This window comes from Paenisporosarcina sp. OV554 (genome assembly GCF_003058165.1).
In the GTDB taxonomy this organism is placed as follows: domain Bacteria; phylum Bacillota; class Bacilli; order Bacillales_A; family Planococcaceae; genus Paenisporosarcina.
In genome coordinates, this window is record NZ_QBUC01000011.1 from 12,920 (window position 1) to 33,230 (window position 20,311).

At 38.6% G+C, this 20,311-nt stretch carries 23 protein-coding genes; 6 read left to right on the plus strand and 17 right to left on the minus strand.

The annotated features are described in order from the left end of the window. Positions 1–550: 550 nt before the first annotated feature. From C8K15_RS11080 to C8K15_RS11125, 10 genes are all read right to left on the minus strand, one after another. Complete coding sequence (locus C8K15_RS11080; protein ID WP_108586478.1) at positions 551–2,569, minus strand: penicillin-binding transpeptidase domain-containing protein; 2,019 nt, start codon at positions 2,567–2,569, stop codon at positions 551–553. Between the two features lie 281 nt (positions 2,570–2,850). After that, positions 2,851–4,020, minus strand: a complete 1,170-nt coding sequence (locus C8K15_RS11085; RefSeq protein ID WP_158268299.1) for an ATP-binding protein — start codon at positions 4,018–4,020, stop codon at positions 2,851–2,853. Between the two features lie 295 nt (positions 4,021–4,315). Then, positions 4,316–5,161, minus strand: coding sequence for a D-amino-acid transaminase (gene dat, locus C8K15_RS11090; protein WP_108586480.1), 846 nt, complete (start codon positions 5,159–5,161; stop codon positions 4,316–4,318). 84 nt (positions 5,162–5,245) lie between these two features. After that, positions 5,246–5,986 carry an amino acid ABC transporter ATP-binding protein gene (locus C8K15_RS11095; RefSeq protein WP_108586481.1) on the minus strand — a complete coding sequence of 247 codons (741 nt, stop codon included), beginning with the start codon at positions 5,984–5,986 and terminating at the stop codon, positions 5,246–5,248. A gap of 10 nt (positions 5,987–5,996) precedes the next feature. Next, positions 5,997–6,659 (minus strand): amino acid ABC transporter permease, encoded by a 663-nt coding sequence (locus C8K15_RS11100; protein ID WP_108586482.1) that lies wholly within the window; start codon positions 6,657–6,659, stop codon positions 5,997–5,999. A 53-nt stretch (positions 6,660–6,712) separates the two neighbouring features. Next, on the minus strand, positions 6,713–7,525 hold the full coding sequence (locus C8K15_RS11105; RefSeq protein ID WP_108586483.1) for a transporter substrate-binding domain-containing protein: 813 nt from the start codon (positions 7,523–7,525) through the stop codon (positions 6,713–6,715). A gap of 403 nt (positions 7,526–7,928) precedes the next feature. Continuing rightward, positions 7,929–8,936 carry a FecCD family ABC transporter permease gene (locus C8K15_RS11110; protein WP_108586484.1) on the minus strand — a complete coding sequence of 336 codons (1,008 nt, stop codon included), beginning with the start codon at positions 8,934–8,936 and terminating at the stop codon, positions 7,929–7,931. Continuing rightward, positions 8,933–9,943, minus strand: coding sequence for a FecCD family ABC transporter permease (locus C8K15_RS11115; protein WP_108586485.1), 1,011 nt, complete (start codon positions 9,941–9,943; stop codon positions 8,933–8,935). The genes C8K15_RS11110 and C8K15_RS11115 overlap by 4 nt, the downstream gene beginning before the upstream one ends. Before the next feature lie 3 nt (positions 9,944–9,946). Then, positions 9,947–10,876 (minus strand): iron-hydroxamate ABC transporter substrate-binding protein, encoded by a 930-nt coding sequence (locus tag C8K15_RS11120; RefSeq protein WP_108586486.1) that lies wholly within the window; start codon positions 10,874–10,876, stop codon positions 9,947–9,949. Between the two features lie 5 nt (positions 10,877–10,881). Then, positions 10,882–11,673, minus strand: a complete 792-nt coding sequence (locus C8K15_RS11125; protein ID WP_108586487.1) for an ABC transporter ATP-binding protein — start codon at positions 11,671–11,673, stop codon at positions 10,882–10,884. 161 nt (positions 11,674–11,834) lie between these two features. Here C8K15_RS11125 and C8K15_RS11130 point away from each other — a divergent pair, with 161 nt between their 5' ends. The 5 genes from C8K15_RS11130 to C8K15_RS11155 all read left to right on the plus strand — a co-directional run bounded on the left by C8K15_RS11130 (position 11,835) and on the right by C8K15_RS11155 (position 15,812). Then, positions 11,835–12,902 (plus strand): NAD(P)/FAD-dependent oxidoreductase, encoded by a 1,068-nt coding sequence (locus C8K15_RS11130; RefSeq protein ID WP_108586488.1) that lies wholly within the window; start codon positions 11,835–11,837, stop codon positions 12,900–12,902. 547 nt (positions 12,903–13,449) lie between these two features. Beyond that, positions 13,450–14,412, plus strand: a complete 963-nt coding sequence (locus C8K15_RS11140) for a S8 family peptidase (protein ID WP_108586490.1) — start codon at positions 13,450–13,452, stop codon at positions 14,410–14,412. Between the two features lie 260 nt (positions 14,413–14,672). Next, positions 14,673–14,843, plus strand: coding sequence for a YvrJ family protein (locus C8K15_RS11145; protein ID WP_108586491.1), 171 nt, complete (start codon positions 14,673–14,675; stop codon positions 14,841–14,843). Between the two features lie 85 nt (positions 14,844–14,928). Beyond that, positions 14,929–15,534 (plus strand): sigma factor-like helix-turn-helix DNA-binding protein, encoded by a 606-nt coding sequence (locus C8K15_RS11150; protein ID WP_108586492.1) that lies wholly within the window; start codon positions 14,929–14,931, stop codon positions 15,532–15,534. Between the two features lie 17 nt (positions 15,535–15,551). Then, complete coding sequence (locus C8K15_RS11155) at positions 15,552–15,812, plus strand: helix-turn-helix domain-containing protein (RefSeq protein ID WP_108586493.1); 261 nt, start codon at positions 15,552–15,554, stop codon at positions 15,810–15,812. Between the two features lie 434 nt (positions 15,813–16,246). On the opposite strand, the gene solA is transcribed toward C8K15_RS11155, so the two are convergent. From solA to C8K15_RS21380, 5 genes are all read right to left on the minus strand, one after another. After that, positions 16,247–17,374, minus strand: coding sequence for an N-methyl-L-tryptophan oxidase (gene solA, locus C8K15_RS11160; RefSeq protein WP_108586494.1), 1,128 nt, complete (start codon positions 17,372–17,374; stop codon positions 16,247–16,249). Between the two features lie 87 nt (positions 17,375–17,461). Next, positions 17,462–17,599 carry a hypothetical protein gene (locus tag C8K15_RS21365; RefSeq protein ID WP_369973733.1) on the minus strand — a complete coding sequence of 46 codons (138 nt, stop codon included), beginning with the start codon at positions 17,597–17,599 and terminating at the stop codon, positions 17,462–17,464. Positions 17,600–17,635: 36 nt separating this feature from the next. Continuing rightward, positions 17,636–17,941, minus strand: coding sequence for an acetamidase/formamidase family protein (locus tag C8K15_RS21370; protein ID WP_369973734.1), 306 nt, complete (start codon positions 17,939–17,941; stop codon positions 17,636–17,638). Beyond that, entirely contained in the window at positions 17,925–18,158 is a 234-nt protein-coding gene (locus tag C8K15_RS21375; RefSeq protein WP_369973735.1) for a hypothetical protein, read from the minus strand. Before C8K15_RS21375 ends, C8K15_RS21370 begins: the two co-directional genes overlap by 17 nt. Before the next feature lie 86 nt (positions 18,159–18,244). After that, a complete protein-coding gene (locus C8K15_RS21380) occupies positions 18,245–18,394 on the minus strand; it encodes a hypothetical protein (protein WP_369973736.1) in 150 nt (49 codons plus the stop codon). Positions 18,395–18,606: 212 nt separating this feature from the next. Between C8K15_RS21380 and C8K15_RS11170 the strand changes: the two genes are divergently transcribed. Then, complete coding sequence (locus C8K15_RS11170) at positions 18,607–18,939, plus strand: hypothetical protein (protein WP_233260450.1); 333 nt, start codon at positions 18,607–18,609, stop codon at positions 18,937–18,939. Positions 18,940–19,067: 128 nt separating this feature from the next. Here C8K15_RS11170 and C8K15_RS11175 read toward each other — a convergent pair whose 3' ends face one another. Beyond that, on the minus strand, positions 19,068–19,697 hold the full coding sequence (locus C8K15_RS11175; protein ID WP_304590798.1) for a DUF2238 domain-containing protein: 630 nt from the start codon (positions 19,695–19,697) through the stop codon (positions 19,068–19,070). A gap of 90 nt (positions 19,698–19,787) precedes the next feature. Beyond that, positions 19,788–20,288, minus strand: a complete 501-nt coding sequence (locus C8K15_RS11180) for a DUF6933 domain-containing protein (protein ID WP_146173652.1) — start codon at positions 20,286–20,288, stop codon at positions 19,788–19,790. Positions 20,289–20,311 lie beyond the last annotated feature (23 nt).

Here is a 20,311-nt window from a genome sequence, read left to right on the forward strand (position 1 = left end):
CATTGCTCTTTAGGTACAAATGCTTGTGATTAAGTTTGAATTGGAGTCACATTGATCCAAGGAAATTTCATTCTAGCAAATCTCCTAGTTAAGAATGGGAACAGGCCAAATTCGACTTTGGACATAGGAACCCGTGTCTTTCTCTAGAGGAATGGTGTCTTTCTCCAAGCGAATGGATGAAAACGTTACGCGAGTGGATGAAAATCCAAGTTTAATGGACGAAATGCTCAAATGAGTGGATGGAAACCCAAGTTGAACAGATGAAAACCTAAAGTGAATGGATGAAAAATAATCCCAATGTTCGAAGGTTTAATATTTTCAAAAGGCATGTTGTTTATCGTACATTTGCGCTCGCCGCTCGTTTCGCATAAGCCAACAAGTATGTAAACCACTCATTCTTCACGCTCTTGTGGCATGTTCGGCGCAAATGTACTCTTTTGTTTGCTCTTCAATATCAACAGCATTCTTTAACACAGGCTTTCAAAAAAGACTCTAAAAGCCAAAGTTGGGCTAATAGAGTCCTTACACGTTACTATGAAATTCAAAACAACTATTCTGCACTACCTGTCTTAAATATTGTAGAAACAAGCTCTGCTACATAAGCACTGCCACCGTTATCTTCTACACTTTCGATCATCATCGCTAGTATAAAGGTAGGATTTTCGGAGTTATAAGTAACAAAAAATCCATTCTCCTTGCCTCTATCTTCTCCGGCTGCTTTTAATTCAGCTGTACCGGTCTTTCCTGCTAGTGGAATGGACGGAAGATTGGCAGCTGGGGCAAAGCCATCTACGACAACATTACGTAAACTCTTTCGTAGAATCGCCGCATTTTCTGCACTGACAAGTCCCTCTTTCCACACTTGGCTCTTTTCATCTTCCATTAACAACGTCGGCTTGTACATTACACCGTCCGTTATAAAGACTTCATACATCGAAGTAAGATGTAAAATATTCGTCAACATCTCCCCTTGTCCGAACGATGTATCCGCAAGTTGTCCTTGAGAATCAATTTTGCCGTCATTTGAAATTTGCGAATCCTTCACATTATAAAAGAAAGGAGTTTCTTCTCCAAAACCAAAGCCTCTTAGCCCCTCAACGAATGTCTTACTTCCCATATCAAGCGCTTCCTGAGCAAAATAAATATTGTCAGAATAGACAAGTGCTTTATTCAAATCAATCGGATTCGGTGCCTCAGCATGGACACGCGTCACTTTGTAATTAACCCAGTTATCCTTTGCCCATGTCTCTCCATCAATTGTTAACCCTTCCGTTGGGTCGAGGGTTCCCGCTTCCATTCCAATCGCTGCCGTCATTGGCTTTAATGTTGAACCTGGTGCATACGAATGTTCAAACCGCGTCAACAGTGGATTCAAAGGATTTTCCTGCAATTTCTTATAACTATCTCCACTCATACCAAGCATCAATTTGCTCGGATCAAATCCTGGAGAACTAACAAGCGCAAGCGTTTCACCAGTTTTCGGGTCAACAGCAGCACTTGTTCCCGCTTCACCCTTCATAGCTTGATATGTCTTTTTTTGCAACTCCGCATCAATCGTCAACTTAACCGTTTCCCCATCAATAGCCGGGTTCTCAGCAACCGTAATCGTCTCAGCACCTTTTTCAGGAGGCTGGATGTAAATACGTGTTCCGCTTGTACCACGAAGTCTATCTTCCAATAACCGCTCCATGCCTTGACGACCGATAAAGTCAGTTTCTGTATATCCTTTGTCCTTTAGCTTCTCTAATCGTTCCCCTGTAATAGTTCCTATATAACCCGATAAATGAGACAATGCTTCTCCATACGGATACTCACGCATCGGTGTTTTCTTGTACGTGACTCCTGGGATTTCAATCGCCTGTTTTAACAATGCGGTTTCATTCTTGGCTACTTTTTCAATCGGTACAAAATCAGTTGGCCTTACCCATTTCTGATTTAACTGACGATCAATATACTCAACGGATGTACCTAACAGCTCTGCCAGCTTCGTCTTACTTGCTTCATCCATGAATTTTTCTTGCACGACGCCTATTTCTTCCCCTTCACCATTTTTCGCAATGGGCATCCCATTTCGGTCCAGAATCTCTCCACGTGCCGGCTTGCTAGTAGAAATTCCTATCGTATCCTTCTCTCCAAGTTCAGGAAAAATGAACGATGTATCCCACTTCACATACCAATTTTCTTCCTTATCACGCGATTCATTCACCAACGTGATTGTTTTCTCAAATTCCACTGGGCCTGCAGCTGTATCCATGGACACTTTTATCGGAAAATCTGCTGGTTTCTCTGTATCCCATTTCGTATCCTTAGCTGGCTTCTTATAAGTTACTTTGACGTTTTTAATGCCTAGATCCTTATGTAGACCTTCTTGTCTCTCTACAAAATTTCCGGTCCCAAACACTTCTTTCGTCCCTTTGTTTAAGTAGTCTTTGTACATGGTTGCAAAATCACCTTTATTCCAGTGATCTACATATTCCGCCAAACGCTCCTCTGGCGTTGCTTTCTCCTGACAACCCGTTAAGAGAATGACAAGCAGAAGAGACAAAACGCCAATTAATCCTTTTTTCATTTTATAACCTCCTTTTCATTCCTTACTCCATATGTGTCAGATAGTCTGCTCAAAAAGTTCTCCATTTTGGCATTCAATAATCATAACCGGAAAAATGATTTATATAACGACCATTCAAAGCTATGTATCGTCTGGGATAGATTAGGAAACACAGTTATATTTCTCCATCTATAGTAACATATTTCCATTGAAATTTATTTGAATCATCTGATCTTAGGATTCACCACGTGTTTGATTGCAAACAAATAGCCACCTCCATAATGAGAGGTGACTACTTCTGTTTAATGTGCCACGGGGAATTCAATCGAAAAGGATGTCCAATTGCCAATTTCGCTATCCACATTGATTTGTCCACCCATGCCTTTGATAATACTGTAGGACACCATCATTCCAAGTCCCGTTCCATCTTCCTTCGTCGTGAAATAAGGTTCACCCAATCGATTAATTTGATGTTGAGTCATCCCTTTGCCTTCGTCACGAATCTCAACACGGACCAATGGGTACTGATAGTCGATTTTAATTTCCAACCGCCCTCCATTACCCATCGACTCTATCCCATTTTTCACAATATTGATTAACGACTGTTCGAGTTTTTTTCGATCTCCTAAAATATATGCTTGATCTCTTTTTTCAATATTAACGAGCATTTGAACATTATTCATATTTGCTAAGGGCGTGAGAATATTCACTACATTTCGAACTTCTTGGTAAATCGAAATTTGCTCAATTTTCTCCGGTGCAGGTCTCGCAAAAGTTAAATAATCATTAATGATGTCCGATGCCCTGTCCAGTTCTTGTATCGCTGTAGCAAGGTATTGTTTTATGTAGGGAGAAGGCTCTTCCTGTTGGGAAAGTTGCAAGAATCCTTTGCACGTAGTAAGTGGATTTCTCACTTCATGGGAAATACTTGCAGCAAGATGGCTTACAACTTCCAGTTTCTCTGCTTTCATCAGCTTTTTTAACATATCCGAGTTTATTCGGATTACTTCAATAAGAAGCGTTGCCATTAGAATCGCCAGAATATTAATCACGAAGTATTCTGACCACATGTTTGCAGGAAAACCTTCATTACCTAAATTTATCGAAGCAAAAAATGCGATTTGAGTGTATAAGATAACCAATAAACCACTCATAAAAACCTTTTGCCCTAACGGCATCTTTAAATAATATTTAGACAAAAGACTTAAAATAATTGCCATGATGCTGCAAGTAATAACAGAAATATAAAAACCGGGATCTCCTCCTATAAAAAAACGTGTCACAAGAAGGAATGTAAATAATATTACTCCGTTTTTGGGACCTCCGTATAAAATCCCAATAATAAATGGAATTCTGCGCAAATCCCAATTAAGACCGTCTCCCATCGAAAATGGAAAAAGCATACAAAGGCCGATTGAAACCATGAATAGAATCGTGAACAAAATATTTTTCAACTTATCGATTCGATACACGAACTTCAGCGAGTAAAACATTTGTAATAAAAATAAGGGAAAAAGGATAAACAAAAAATTGATAAGTAAGTCTTTCGTGATAAGCTCCATTTTGACACCAAGCCTTTTATATGATCATTCTAGTTGCATCGCAAATATAATATTTGAATATTCCAACTTAATACTACCTATTTTTTCCTATATATACAAGACAGTTTTCATATTTTAAAAGCTAGTCTACAATTTAATTTTAACCATTGTATTTTCCCATTAAGAAAACCAGTGCCTTGGATACTAGTTTATTGTGGAAATCAAGTCAATTGATACCACTATTAAAAGCAATACGATGTTCAAAAGCTTGTTGAAAAGTTCGGGTAACAAGACCAGGTTTACCGTTCCCTATTAACGTATGATCGATTTGAATAACCGGACATATTTCAAGCGCGGTACTAGTGACAAAAACTTCGTCCGTTTCAAGTAGTTCGTTAACGGTAAACGCTTCTTCAACGACTCTGAAACCATTCTCTCTTGCCATTTGAAGTACTCCGATTCTAGTAATCCCGTTCAAAATCAGATTATTTATTGGATGAGTGTAGATGACATTTCTTTCTACAATATACACATTGGTTGAACTTCCTTCTGACACAGTCGAGCCACGATGCATGATTGCTTCATCACATCCATGCTTTTTTGCCAGTTGTTTCGCTAGAACATTTGGCAGTAGGTTTAAACTTTTAATATCGCATCTTTTCCAGCGAATATCCTCAGTAAGAATAGCATGAATTCCGTGCTTAGTTTTTTCCACTGGACGCTCCGCATGTTGAACATATGCAACCAGCACAGAAGAAACGCTTCCTGGGAAATGGTGAACTCTTTGAGCTACGCCACGTGTAATCTGAACATAAATATATCCATTCAACAAACCATTTTTTTCAACAAGCTGCTTTAAATTCCGGGCGATATCCTCCAATGGATATGGCAGTGCCAATTCAATTTTTAATGAGCTAAGTTTTAGACGTTGCACATGTCCTTCCATTTCAAAACAGACACCGTCATAAACACGAATGAGCTCGTATACTCCATCCCCAAACTGATAACCGCGATCTTCAATATCCACAATCGCATCATCCCGTTCCATAAAACCTCTATTTAGTAAAATCATTCTCTTTCCTCCCTTTTCAAGTTAGTACAGACACATATAAAACACCCCAAATCTTGAATCGATGTGAGGTGTCATGACCATCCCTTACAAAACATTGCTTAAAAATTCCTGTGTTCTTTCTTTTAAAGGGTTTTCAAATATCTCTTTTGGCGTCCCCCGTTCAACAATGTAACCGTCATGCATATAGATGACCTCATCAGCGACTTCCCGAGCAAATCCCATTTCATGAGTCACAACAACCATCGTCATTCCCTCTTTGGCTAGCTGCTTCATGGTTAACAGGACCTCTCCAACTAACTCTGGATCGAGAGCGGACGTTGGCTCATCAAACAGCATGACTTCTGGCTTCATTGCCAATGCGCGGGCGATTGCTACTCGCTGCTTTTGACCACCCGAAAGCTTTGAGGGATACACATCACTTTTGTCACTGAGTCCTACTTTTGCAAGCAACTCCTTACCTTCTTTAATTGCTTGCTCCTTCGGCATCTTTTTCACTTTTAACAAGGCTTCAATTACATTACCGAGCACGGTTTTATGTGGAAATAGATTAAAATGCTGGAACACCATTCCCACGCGTTCACGCACTTTGTTTAAGTCATGAGTCTTCGCTTCAATTTTTTCTCCATCGAGCATTATCGTTCCGCTTTCTTTAATTTCAAGAAAATTAAGGCAGCGTAACAACGTACTTTTCCCTGAACCGCTTGCACCAATTAACACAACTACTTCACTTTCACATACTGTCATATCAAAATCCTTTAATACATGGAGATCACCAAAATACTTATTGAGTTTTTCTACTATGATTATTTTGTTTTGTTCGACCATGGTTAGCCCCCTAATCACTCACCGACAGTTTGTTCTCTAAGATTCTGACGAACACCGTAAGTACATATACAATTACCAGATAGTAGACCGCTACTACCAATAAATAGGTCATAAAATCAAAATTGGTTGATCCCTCCAGATTCGCCACACCAAACAACTCTTGCATGCCAATAAATGAAGCAAGTGAAGAGTCTTTCAACGTAATAATGAATTGATTTCCAAGTGAAGGAATGGAGCGTCTAAATGCTTGCGGCAAAATAATTCTTCTCATGGTTAACGAAGCAGTCATTCCTAAAGATCGACCAGCTTCCTGCTGACCTTTATCTATTGAACTAACTGAACCTCGGATAATTTCAGACAAGTAGCCTCCAACATGAACAGCAAGACCAATCGTCACTGCCCAAAAAGTTGGAATCAAAATAATTTTCGTTAAGCCATAGAACAAAACAAAAATTTGCACGATAAGAGGAGTACCTCGAACAATCCAAACATAGAAGTCTGAAATCCACACAAGTATTTTAATGTTAGTGATTTTTAAAAAACCAAAAAACATTCCTAAAACAAGTGCAATCAAAAATGCGCAAACTGTAACAGCTAAAGTCCAATACATTCCAACGATAAATAAGTCAAAACTTGTGATAAACGTTTCAAAAAAATGATGGATTGAGTTCAAGCGTTTCACTCCCTACAGTAGAAAGATGGCCATGACTTAATTTGAGGAAAGTCCTATTCAACTACATCTTCTGGTGGTTGGGTCACATCAAAACCAATCCATTTAATAGAAAGTTCTTTTAATTTTCCATTCGCTTTCAACTCATCCATAGCTTCATTGATTGCTTTGAGCAATTTCTCATTGTCTTTTGCCATCGGTATCGCTTGTTCAGTTTTGCTGAATTGTTGTTGCGCCTCAAGCTTCAACCCATTAGCTATCGCTTGTTGTCCAGATATCGCATCCGTGATTCCAGCATCGCCATGTCCTTCAGCCACAGCCTGCAACGCCCGAAGGTCGTCATCATAAAAATCGAATTTTTTCGTATACGCTTGAGCCTCAACATAATAATTTGAACTTCTATTCAAGGCTACTGTTGCACCATTTAAATCATCTACGGTCTTGATACTGCTGTCTGGTGCTGAAAAAATCATGGAACCAGAGTAGTAATAAGGCTGAGTGAAACTCACTTGTTTTTTGCGTTCATCTGTAATGGTATGGCTATTAATCGCAATGTCGTAACGACCAGTTTGGATTCCTGTAATCATTCCGCTAAAATCGGCTTTTTCAAACTTCGGTTCTAAACCTAGTATTTTCGCAATTTCAGTCCCGACATCGATGTCGTAACCTACCATTTTACCGTCTTCCATGTCGGTGAAAGGCACAAATCCCCCTGAAGAAACAATTGTTAATTTTCCAGGATTCACAAGATTATATTCTGCACCTGCCCCAGTGTTCGCATCTTTTGAACTATTATTTGCCCACCAAGCAGCCACTGCAACTAATACAACAGCGATTGATATTAATCCAATTATCCATTTTGTCTTCATAAAATTACCTCCTTTTACTTCTTTTGTTTTGGTGAATACTTGTCCATTTTCAAACGGTGATTTTACTTTTTCGAATTACGTCTGCTTGTCTCTTCTCTTCTAAAAGTCCAAAATATCTCTTATAGGTGGCGTTCTTTTCAACCAAACTATTAATATAAGATTGACAACAGTATCATCTTCTCGCTAAATAATATGGGTTTAACACCCATATTATTCCTGAAGTTGATTCTCTATCGAAAATAAACCACAAATTGATAAGGATTTTGAAATCCGAAATCATTTTGTGGTATTAATCGCTATTGTCATTCAAAAAATAGAGTAAAAGTTCAACTTGTCCTAAAATAAAAATGCCCTGCCCACTCGCAAGTTGCGAATGAACAGAGCATTTTCCTACTAATGATATTTATTTCTTTGTTAGTAAATAGATAAAATATGGTGCACCGATTAACGCAACCATTACCCCTGCAGGAAGGCCAATCGGTTCTACGATATTACGTCCGATTGTGTCCGCAATAAGTAAAAGCCAACCACCAATCAGCAAACTAAGGGGTAAAAATAACTGGTGACGTGGGCCAATTAATGCACGAGCAATATGCGGTGCCATCAATCCGATAAATGAAATACCACCTGTCACTGAAACAGCTGAAGCAGCTAATGCAACTGCAGCTAGTGTCAGAACCATACGTTCTTTTTGTACCGACAGGCCAACGCCAATTGCTACCGGTTCACCTAACCCAAGAATGTTCAATCGATTCGCTTTCATCAAAGCAAATGGCACGAGCACAAGCAACCATGGCAAGATTGCTAAGACAAACGGCCAATCCGTTCCCCAGATATCACCAGCAAGCCAGCGTGCAATGAAATCTACTTTGACACGATCCGCGGATGAAATCATCACAATCATGACACCCGATAAAGCCATTGACATACCTACACCCACTAATACTAGTCGCACTGGTTGCATGCCAGTCGTTCGGCTGTAAGAAAAAACATAAATAATGACTGCCGTCAGCAATGCGCCAAGGAAGGCAACAAATGGCAACATGTAAATGAATGAACCAGCCTCTGCAGGAAAGTACAAAAAGAATATCGCGACTGCAACTCCTGCGCCCGAATTAATCCCAATAATTCCCGGATCAGCTAATTCATTGCGTGTGATCCCTTGTAACAAGGCACCTGACAATGCAAGGGCCATTCCTGCTAAAAGCGTAATGACAATACGTGGCAAACGCACTGAAAATAGCACAAACTCTTCTTTAAGTTCTCCTTGTCCAAGCAAGGTCGGAATAATGCGACTGTAAGAAACCGATGAGTACCCTAGGCCAAGACCTACCCCAGCAGTTGCAATAATCAATAAAGAAAAGACGACGAGCAGTAAGCGTTGCTTTCGAATAATGGAGGCATCAATCATGAGAAACTTTGCCCTCCTTTACGCACAATGTATAAGAAGAACGGCAAGCCCATAATGGCAACTACAGCCGCAACAGGAGTTTCATATGGAGCATTAATGGTCCGTGCTAACGTATCTGCTAGCAACATAAATGCAGCACCTAAGAAAGCTGACATCGGCAGTACATGGCGATAATCTGTGCCCACAATAGCTCTCACAATATGTGGAATCATCAGACCGAAAAAGGCAAGATTTCCAACAAGGGCAACAGATGCACCCGTTAATACGATGACAAGAACAAACAAAATCGATTTGATTAATCGAACACGTTGTCCGAGACCAACCGCCATTTCTTCACTTAGCGACAAGATGGTTAGTTGGCGTGAGCACATCAATGAAATGATAATCCCTACCAAAACAATAGGCGCAATTAACAGTACTTGATTCCAAGTAGTACCAATCATGCCTCCTGCAGTCCACATCGAAACTTGCTGAGAAATTTTAAAATAGATACCGATTCCTTCTGCAATGGCATATAGAAAAGCTGAAATGGTAGCGCCTGCAAGAACGATTCGTAGAGTTGTAAATCCTTCTGGATGAAATGAACTGAAGCCAAATACGAGAATAGCCCCTACTGCAGCCCCTACAAAACACGTCAGCATGACACCAAAATAATTAACTGACGGCCAAAAAGCGACGGTAATAGCTAGTGCTGCATTTGCTCCAGCAGTCAAACCCAGTAGCCCAGGATCGGCAAGTGGATTTCGAGTCATGCCCTGAATAATGGCACCTGAAACGGCAAGAGCCGCGCCTACAAGGGCAGCGGCTACTTCTCGCGGAAAACGTATTTCCCGCAACATGATGGCTTGGTCATTCGGTGCAGTTGATAGTAAGGCAGATAACACATCTTTTACACTCGTATCGGCTGCTCCGAAAGCTAAAGCCATACCGAAAAGTACCATCATCAGAATCACGCTCATTCCAAGTTTAATTGAATAAGGAATGCGTTGAATCCGATAATTTAACATGCTTTAGTTCCCCAAGAAAGATTCCTTAAAGAATTCCAATTGATAATCAAGTGTCAATGGATCATTGAAATAGAATTCCATCGCATCCACTGTAAACAATTGGTCGTTTTTCACTGCAGGGATATTTTTAAATGTTTCAGTTTCTTCAAATGAATTGTCTGCATCTTTATGCTTGCTGAAAATTAAATAGTCACCAGTATATTCAGGTAGTACTTCTGCTGACAAAGCATAATAACCATCTTTCAATGCCATTTCTTTCACTTTCTCTGGCATGCCTAGACCCATTTCTTGATAAAGAATTTCTGTACCACGACCCCAGTTATCGCCGAATACATATAGTTGCTTATCAAAACTTTCAATCACAGTAACTGTTGCATCTTCGCCTATTTCAGCTTTGATATCGTCCCCTACTTGTTTTGTGCGAGTTTCAAAGTCGTCCACCCAAGTTTGTGCTTCTTTTTCTTTATTAAGTAATTTCCCGATTTCTACGTGTTGTGTTAAATAGTCAACTGCACCATACGTAAATGTAACAGTCGGAGCAATTTCTTTCAGTTTATCAACATTTTTGATATTAGACAGACCAACTATCAAATCCGGATCTAGTTCAATGATTTTTTCAAGATTTTCATCCGTTACTTCTTCTACACCTTCAAGTTTTTCTTCAAAACGAGGATTCATTTTCGACCAAGAGTCAACTCCTACTAGAGGAACATCTAGTGCCATGACGTTACCGGCAAATGAAGATAATACTAATACTCGTTGCGGATCAGCTGGTACTTCAACTGGTCCGTTTTCAGATTCATATGTAATCGTTGTTGGTTCTGAACTTTTTTCTTTCTTGCTACTAGATGTACCTTCTTCTTTATTGCTCCCGCATGCTGCTAGAACAAACATCACAAGTAGCGATATTAATAATAATGATAATTTTTTCATTATGGTCAATCTCCTCTTACTAAATTATAGGTAATGCAAATCGGTTTTCCTGTACGTGGATCTTCACCAATTTCAGCATCAATTTGAAACAACTCGCGTAATACTGGTTTTGTGATAATTTCTTCACTTGGTCCAGACTTCACGATTTTTCCAAACTTCATGCCGATAATATAATCAGCAAAACGAGCTGCGTGGTTTAAATCATGTAGCACCATCACAATTGTGCGTTTTTCCGTGGCATTCAAATGCTGAAGTAATTCTAATATTTCGAGCTGATGCGCCATGTCGAGATAAGTTGTCGGCTCGTCCAAGAAAATCATATCTGTTTCCTGTGCAAGGGCTAAGGCAATCCATACACGTTGACGCTGTCCACCCGAGAGCGAATCTACCGGATGTGACTTGAAGAATTTAGTTCCTGTCACATCAAGTGCCCAGTCAATTATTTCTAAATCTCTTTTGGTTAATCGACCAAACCGATTTTGATGTGGAAACCGTCCGTAAGAAACTAGTTCGCCAACAGTTAGCGCACCTGCGCTTTCAGGAGTTTGAGGCAGTACGGCAATTTTCTTTGCAAGACCTTTTGTTGGTTCTTTAACAATACTTTCACCGTCAAGAACAATAGAGCCGTTTTGATGTGGAATAATACGAGTTAAAGCTTTCAACAAAGTTGATTTGCCACAACCATTAGGTCCAATAATGACCGTTATTTTTTCATCTGGAATGGAAACAGACAGGTTTTCAACAATTGTTCGATCACCATATCGGATTTGCAATTCCTTTGCTTGAAGCCGAACCATTTGCTACCTCCTCTCTATTTTTAATTCTATTTTTAAGTGATAACGATTCTCAATTTCATTTACAATGCAACTATAATAGGGTAAGCTAAAACTGTCAAGATTATCGGAATTAGTAGTAATATTCAGATTTTAAAGCCAGTTGGGGAAGGATTGAAGAATGAATGAATCATTCAGAACTGTATGATGTAACGATTATTGGCGGAGGCCCTGCAGGCTTATATGCCAGTTTTTATAGTGGGCTACGGGGATTAAAAACGAAAATTATTGAGTTCCAACCTCAACTTGGTGGTAAAATTCACGTCTATCCCGAGAAAATGATTTGGGATGTTGGTGGACACCCTCCACTTCCGGGTGCCATGCTAATCGATAAACTGGTTGAACAAGGACTGACCTTCCAACCAACCGTCGTACTAAATACGAAAGTGGAAGCAATTCACCAGGGCGACGATCAAATTTTCGAATTGGTCACTGATTCGTATGAGCATCATTTTTCTAAAACGATTATCGTGGCAATCGGCAGCGGTATTCTTACCCCTCAAAAACTTCAAATTGAAGGCGCGGATCGATTTGAAGTAAGCAACTTGAATTACACCATTAAATCCTTGATGCACTTTAAAGATAAAACCGTTGTGATTTCTGGTGGCGGAAATTCAGCAATTGACTGGGCCAACGAACTCTCACCTATTGCCAAACAAGTGATTGTGATTTACAGAAAAGGCGATTTCACTGGACATGAAGCACAGGTCACCAAGCTTTTTGAAAGCAATGCCATCTGCATGTTCCACTCGTCGATTTCTAAATTGATTGCTTCTGGGGATAATTCAAAAATTGAAACTGTTGAAGTGACACACGCTACGACTGGTGAAATCCAGTACTTGTCAGTGGATGAGATTGTGATTAACCACGGATACGAACGTGATATCGCTTTGCTTGAAAACAGCCCTGTACAATTGGAATTATCGGATGGTTCCTTTATCGCAGGTAGCATTAATAGTGAAGCTTCGATTCCAGGTATTTTTGCAGCAGGCGATATCCTTAAGCATGATGCCAAACTGAATTTGATTGCAGGCACTTTCCAAGATGCTGCAAATGCTGTGAATAAAGCAAAGCAATTCATAGAACCATCTGCTGACAGTTTTGCAATGGTGTCCTCTCACAACGACGTTTTCAAGAAACGCAATAAAGAAATCGTGAAGCAAATGGTCAAAGAAACCATAGCAACTCATTGAAGAATCTTTCTATATACACCAATACAAAAAAAGGGGACTGAAACATTTCAGCCCCCTTTTTCTATTTTCTGTCCACCTAGATGACTACCTTTATCTTACTGAATCTAAACATTTCGGATTTTGTACAACCTGTAGAGCTCTTCCATCAACCTGGAGCGACACTTCGTCAACCTGGAGAAACATACATACGTCCATGAATTTGCTAACAGAACAAAAAAGAAGCGTTGCTTTAAAAAGAACTTTGGACACTTTATTAACGTCAATGGTTGAAGGAATCGGCATGCCTAGAAGCAACATTTTTGGCAAATCCCCACCTCCTGATAACGTGCTTTTTTTGTTATTGCAATCTACAATTTTTTATTGTCATATCTTGTCGAGCATTATCAAAACATAATATTTTGTGGAATATTTTAAGAAATTTCAAGAAAAATAGCCTATTTTTATTTCCTGTAAAATCGTACATTGTAATCTATTATTTTTTTTTCAAAATTAATACAATTAAATTACATCTAGAAGCGGCTTAAACAATAATTTGAGGAGGGAGAACGTGGAAAACTTTGTACGCTTAATCCCATACGAATTAGTAGAGCAGCTAGAAATGGTAAATGAAATACCCAAAGGGGTCGAGATTATACAAGCCCCTGAAATTTGGTCGGAAACAAAAGGTAAAGGAATTACCGTCGCGGTTTTGGATACAGGCTGTGATACCGATCATCCTGATTTAGTGGATCGTATCATTGGCGGATACAATTTCACAAAGGATGATGGAGGAGATTCTTTAAAATTCGAAGATTATAATGGTCATGGGACACATGTAGCGGGAACTATTGCCGGAAATTTAAATAATAGTGGTGTAGTAGGGGTCGCACCAGAGGCAAACTTATTAATTTTGAAGGTACTTGGAAAAAATGGTTCAGGGCAATATGACTGGATTATTAACGCTATCCGCTACGCTATTGAGCAAAAAGTAGACATAATCTCGATGTCTCTTGGCGGTCCGACTGATAAACAAGAACTTCATGATGCAATCATAGAAGCGGTAGATCAAAAAATTCTTGTTGTATGTGCAGCTGGCAATGATGGCGATGGGAAAGATTCAACTGATGAATTTGGGTATCCGGGATGCTACAACGAAGTAATTAGCGTAGGCGCCGTTAATCTAGAGCGGAAGTCCTCCGGATTTACCAACTCGAATAATCAAGTGGATTTAGTTGCACCTGGAGAGAAAGTGATTTCATGCTATCTCAATGGAACTTATGCCACATTAAGTGGAACATCTATGGCAACTCCACATGTTTCAGGGGCATTGGCATTATTAAAAATACTATCTAATACTGCCTTTGAAAGAGAATTAACCGTTCCTGAGTTGTATTCCCAACTCATAAAAAGAACAGTGCCACTTGGGAACTCACCAAATATTGAAGGTAACGGTCTGATTTATTTAACCCTTTTGGATTACGTAAAAAAAGTGTTCGATCAACCAACTGTACGAGCATTGATAAGTATATAGAGAAAAAACAGATGCCAGTACGTTCTTATAAGGCATCTGTTTTTTCATATATTTGACTATCAAAGCAAAAGAGGTTCTATTCATTTTGTTCCCTTCCTACCTTCCCTATTCACATCTATTTTTTATATGTTAGAAAGCATTTTTTAGAACCAATTTATTGATAAAAAAATTTTTTTAAAATTGTCCTCTAGACGTTGTGAAATATTTCAATCGTTCTTCTTTAATAAATAACACCAAAAAAAAGAAGGAGTGGATATTTTATGAATGGATTAGATGTACCTGTATGGACAGCCATTGTAGGGAATTTTGGATTTCCGATTGCGATTACTATTTATCTATTTTATCGCTTCGAGAAAAAAATCGAAAAATTAGAAGTTATCATATTTGAGCTAAATGAAGTTATAAAAGACGGATACCACAAAATGAGTTAAAGAGTTGGAGATTCGTACCCAAGTAAGATTATATCTTTTTTTTACCGCTTAACCGAACTAACGTTCTTTAAGAGGGGGTTGCAATATGGGAGATGTATACAGTAGTTCCAGTATCAATCAAAGTGTTGAAAACTATCTAACTAAATTCGAAAAACATCTTCAAAATCCTGTAATAAAATCATTTTTAGATATACAGGAAAATATGGATTTATTAGTAGATGTAATCAACAATCCAACGAACGTATCAAAGAAAAAACTAGATGATACGTTCAGAGAATATTACTTCAAAATCCGTTTTACTAACTATTTGTCAAAAGCTATATACTTTAATGCAATAAATTTTGATAAGAAAGTAAACTTGTTTTTAGATAGGAATAAATCAATTTTAGATTCCCAGCTAAAAGAAGGTGATAATTTAACATTAATTGACTATTTAGTTTCAAAAGAATGGCAAGAAGGACAAGAAGTGTGGATCGATTCCTCCAATATTGCGGATCATTTAACAAGTTATTCCTTATATAAAGCAATTCATCTATTAACAGAAAATCAGCGTCAACTTCTAAATTTAGCTTATATTTATGATTTAAATGATTCTGAAATTGCTATTTATCTAAATAAATCCCAACAAGCAGTTTCGAGAAGTCATAAAAAAGCATTAAAAAAACTAAGAGAAATAATTGAAAACGGATAGAGAAAGAAGGGGTAGAAATGAGTGAAAGCTTGTATACTCTCGTAAAGCAATCTAAAACGGATAACAACTCACTCGAAATCGTTATTGACTTATTTTCACCAAAAATCGATCGATCTTTGCAGCAAACTAAATTGCAATACAGAGAAGATTTATCTCAAGAATTAAAAATGAAATTATTGGATTGCATCAGAAATTATGAGGTTGAGAACACGCCCGGATATTTTCAAATGTTAGATATCCTTGAAGAACAAGGAATTCAATATTACCAGGGTGGATAAGCATTTATCCGACACGGTGACATAGCCAAGTTGCAAGGAAAAGGTGAAGACAGCCTTTGTCCTAAGTTCGACTCCGAGTGTCACCTTCTTACGAAATGTAGATTATCAAACTAAACCGAATGATGCATTTCGCAACAAATCTTGTCCCTATTCCATAGTATTAGGAGTCAAATTATCATTCCGTTTATTCGTGATAACGCATACGTTCGTCATTTCCCCGATGTAAATTTATTAATGATCAAGGTTCTGTGAGTCTAACAACCACCGCCAATGTCCCTTCTTGAATAACAACATTACTTCAACTAGACTCGAAACCTACTGTAAGTAGTTAAGTGGACGGATGTGCGAACAAAGTAACTCCACATCCGTTTGTTCATGATTAAATTAGATTTGTTATACTCTACTCCACTCCAATAACTCCACTAAGGACTCATTCATCTCTTAATGAATCTTTCAATTCTAAATGGAGAGATGTCAAGTTCGCATTTCCCTTCGGTAATCAAATCACTCAATATTTGTCCCACCACACTGCTGAATTTAAAGCCATGTCCCGAAAAACCAGCTGCAATGGCAACATGTGAATAGTTCGGATGCAAGTCGATGATAAAATCTTTATCCGGAGTCAATGTGTACAAGCATGGTTCACCATATTTAAACTGTCCGTGTTGTGGCATGTATTGCTGCAGAAAGTTAAGTAAATCTCCTTTATCATCTTCACCAAAAGTTCTTCTTGGATCGTCCGGGTTTATTGTCTCTCCACCATCATGTCTACCTACTTTTAAACCAACGCTATCAATACTAGGGAACCCATAATAAAATCCTTGTGGTGTCTCAAAACTAAAGGCAGGATAATCCTGTTGACCGTAAAGCATATCATCAGCGTCAAACCAAGCAAAGGTCTTTCTAACAGGTGCAAGAGGAAGTCCTAAATCTACCATAGAAAGGAGACTCCCTGCCCAAGCACCAGCTGAAATGACTAAAGAATTTCCTGTAAACGTATGTTCATCCGTCTTAATTGTTACACTATCATCATGAATCTCAATATCTTTCACTCTACTATTCATTACAATCGTAGCTCCATGCAACTCAGCTAATTCCCTATATGCTTCAATACATTCTCCACATTTCAACACGCCCGAAGTAGACTCAAAACAACCCATCATATCGGTCCGTAAAGACATCCCAGACCATTTCTGATTCACTTCAGCAGAATCCATCACTTCTACTGGTAAAGCGAACTTCTCAGCACTAGACAAAACACTCTTGATGAACTCCGATTCTGCCACACCGACATTAAGCACGCCTGTTTGAAGGAAAATGTCCCTATCCGTCTCTTTCGCTAAATCATCCCATAACTCTTTAGCCTTCAACGCTAAAGGGACATACTCTTCCCCTTCACCATATGCATATCGAATAATTCTCGTATCGCCATGATGACTCCCTTTGTCATGAGGTGGGTTAAAGGAATCTACTAATAACGTTCGCTTCCCACTCTTCGCTAAAAAATACCCTGCTGCCATGCCCATCGAACCTGCACCCACGATAATCACATCATAATGCATTTTGTCTAACCTCCAGATCCAATCAGTTTTATGTTGTAGTGCTCTTTGATTTTGAATTTAATACTGCTACGAATCAGATCATTTTTATTATTTCCATATTGCATCATGAGGTAAGATGGCATGGACACCTTTCACTCCATTTACCACTCCAGTAATTCGAAAGTCTACAGAAACGCTAGCCAGAGCTGTCGCCTCTACCTTTTGAATTCCGTAAAACTTTTGCATCAACCATTTCGTCGAGTGCCATAGCTGCAACCTCATTTAAATCCTCATAAATCCAAAAGTAATCCAACCTGCTGGTGTATTTGCTCTTGGCATAGTTAGCTTCATATCATCTCTAACACGCAATGTGATATCCACTACATCCATCCGACATTCAATAGCAGTTCCAGCACTTTCGCCATCCCCTTGCAATGCATGACCTTCACCAATGGAAAATAAAGCTCCCTCCACCGAAATTGGCAAGAAGAGACTACTCCCTCTCACCAATTCTTTACAGTCAATATTTCCTCCACAATAGCGAGGTGGAGAAGTGGAATGAGTACCAGATTCAACTGGTGCAACCACCCATTCCCCCCATAAATGGAGATAAACCTACATGAAATGTCTGATTTCCTATTATTCCACTACCTGTCATAGTGGTTGCGTCTAGCTCCCAGTTTACCTGTAACCTCTCCGAATCTATCAGTCCTAGTTTTTCGTTTTGCCAGCTTGGAATTCCACCCGCCCAATTTCGCCCATACCAACCAGGTATCACTTCATTTACTCTTACTTCTAACACCATTCCCGGTTTTGCCTTTCGAATTGAAATAGGTCCAATTATCGGATGTCCAGGCTTTTCTTCCTTCTCCCTTGAATCAAAGATACTTCTTACTCATGCTTAGAGCTTGAATATCCCCATTGAATATCAAGGGTTTTTAATTGAATCGAATCTCCTGAATCAATGGTTAAGATAGGTTCATATCCTTTATTAAAAGAACCATGGAAGTTCTTCGTTTCAAGTTCTAGTTTATGTATCATAAATACCCACTCTTTCAGAAAATTGCCTTAATTAATGCCATGAACAAGTTACTGAGTGCGTACTTCCTATCATCATAGTATCAAATTAGTAGTTTTATTTTCACCTTGGGGTATTGTCACTAATTATCTGTCACTTGTTATGCATACAATAGTAATAATAATAAGAGGAGGTTATTATCATAAATAGAAAATTTGATTGGCTGCCTGTCATCTTGTTTTCATTAATTGCACAATACATCATCCAACAATTGTTGATCTTCGTTGAACTTTCTGTAAATCACTCTATATCAACAGCTTTACTCATTAAAATCAATTTCTTTATTATTGCACTTGTTGGTGGGATAGTAGCTAGCCATTTTTTCATCAAAAATTCAAAGCATATTGGAGGAATATCCGCAACTCTCTTCGTTATCCTAAGTCAATTGTATATTGGCAACAGTACTCTTAACGGTTCAGCGCTACTAGTATTAATACTTGTTTATGTCGTTGGCTATGTAGGAGCCATTTTGTACTCTAATAAACTAGCCCACAAACGGTTTAAATAAGTTCATTTGAGCACACAGAAAAAAACTAACACGCTCCATGTACTTTGCCTAAGCCAAAAGTGAAAACACCTCTCACTATTAAAAAATGGAGGTGTTTTTCATATGTTCGGATTATATTTGATTAACGTTTAAGATTTATTGTTAAGTTTTTTTAACTGGTGATTATGTAGGTTGGAAAAAACCAGCAATGCTAGGATCGCTCCTATTAAAGCAAATGACATATCCCATTGCGCATCCCACTCATCACCTTGCATACCCAAAAAGTCTTCCGTTGCTTTTTTAGCATGAGGCAATTTCGTACTCAACCATTCGATGATTTCATACAACGCTGCAATAGCCAGAACGATACTAGTGGAAATCGCAAACAACCAAGTGCCTTTAGTTAGTGGTGTATTTCTAATCAAGATCTCTCTCACCACAATCGCAGATAAGCCTTTCAGAAAATGCCCAAAGCGATCATAATGATTTCGCTGTAAATTAAATTCGTCCTTTATCCAATTAAACAACGGTACCTCAGCATAAGTGTAGTGGCCACCAATAAACGTAAGAATGGATAATATGGCAATAATCCAATAAGAGAGAGAAGTGAGTCGAAATTTTTTATAAGTAATTATGATAATAATTACAGCCACCACTGACGGGCTAGCCTCTGCCACCCATGTCCACAATACTGCAGGCTTAATAACGGACCATATAAAAACCAAGATAACGACGACAAGTAAAGAAAAATGAAGCTTTGCCTCTTTATCCAAAACCACGACACTCACTCCTTCCGACAACAGTATGCGAAAAAAAAGAACGTCGTATACCTATCGGTGCCAGGAATCTCAGTCTAGCATCACAAAATGTTACGCAAATCGATTCTCCATCTCTTGCATCATCATCCTACCCGAAAACTTTAAAGGAAGTTTTATCATAGGAAAATCATTTAATGTTCGATTTAATTGTTGAACGTCCATAATCCCATCATCTTCCTGTACGCATTCAATATAATAGATGGCGTCATTCATTTGACCAATAATAGAGCGTTCACTTGTTTTCATGTATTCGATTCTATCCATGTGTTGTACATATTGCTCAATAAAAATTGGATTGACCTTGTCAGCCTCTAAATTCTCTTGGATTCCTGAATAAATCATCTCATCTAAATTCTTTATATCTTTTGCCACCACCGGACCTAGTACAAACAGATAACGCGTCTGACTATTCATCACCATGATGTACTTCTTACGGTTAATTAGAAATAGATGCGCATGCCAAGAGTAAAACAAATCCTGCGTTTCTTTTGGCTTGCTCGTAAGATTTTTCTTCAAATAATCTCCCAGTTTCTTCGTGCATTGAATTATCAACATCTGACCATCCCTTTAAAATT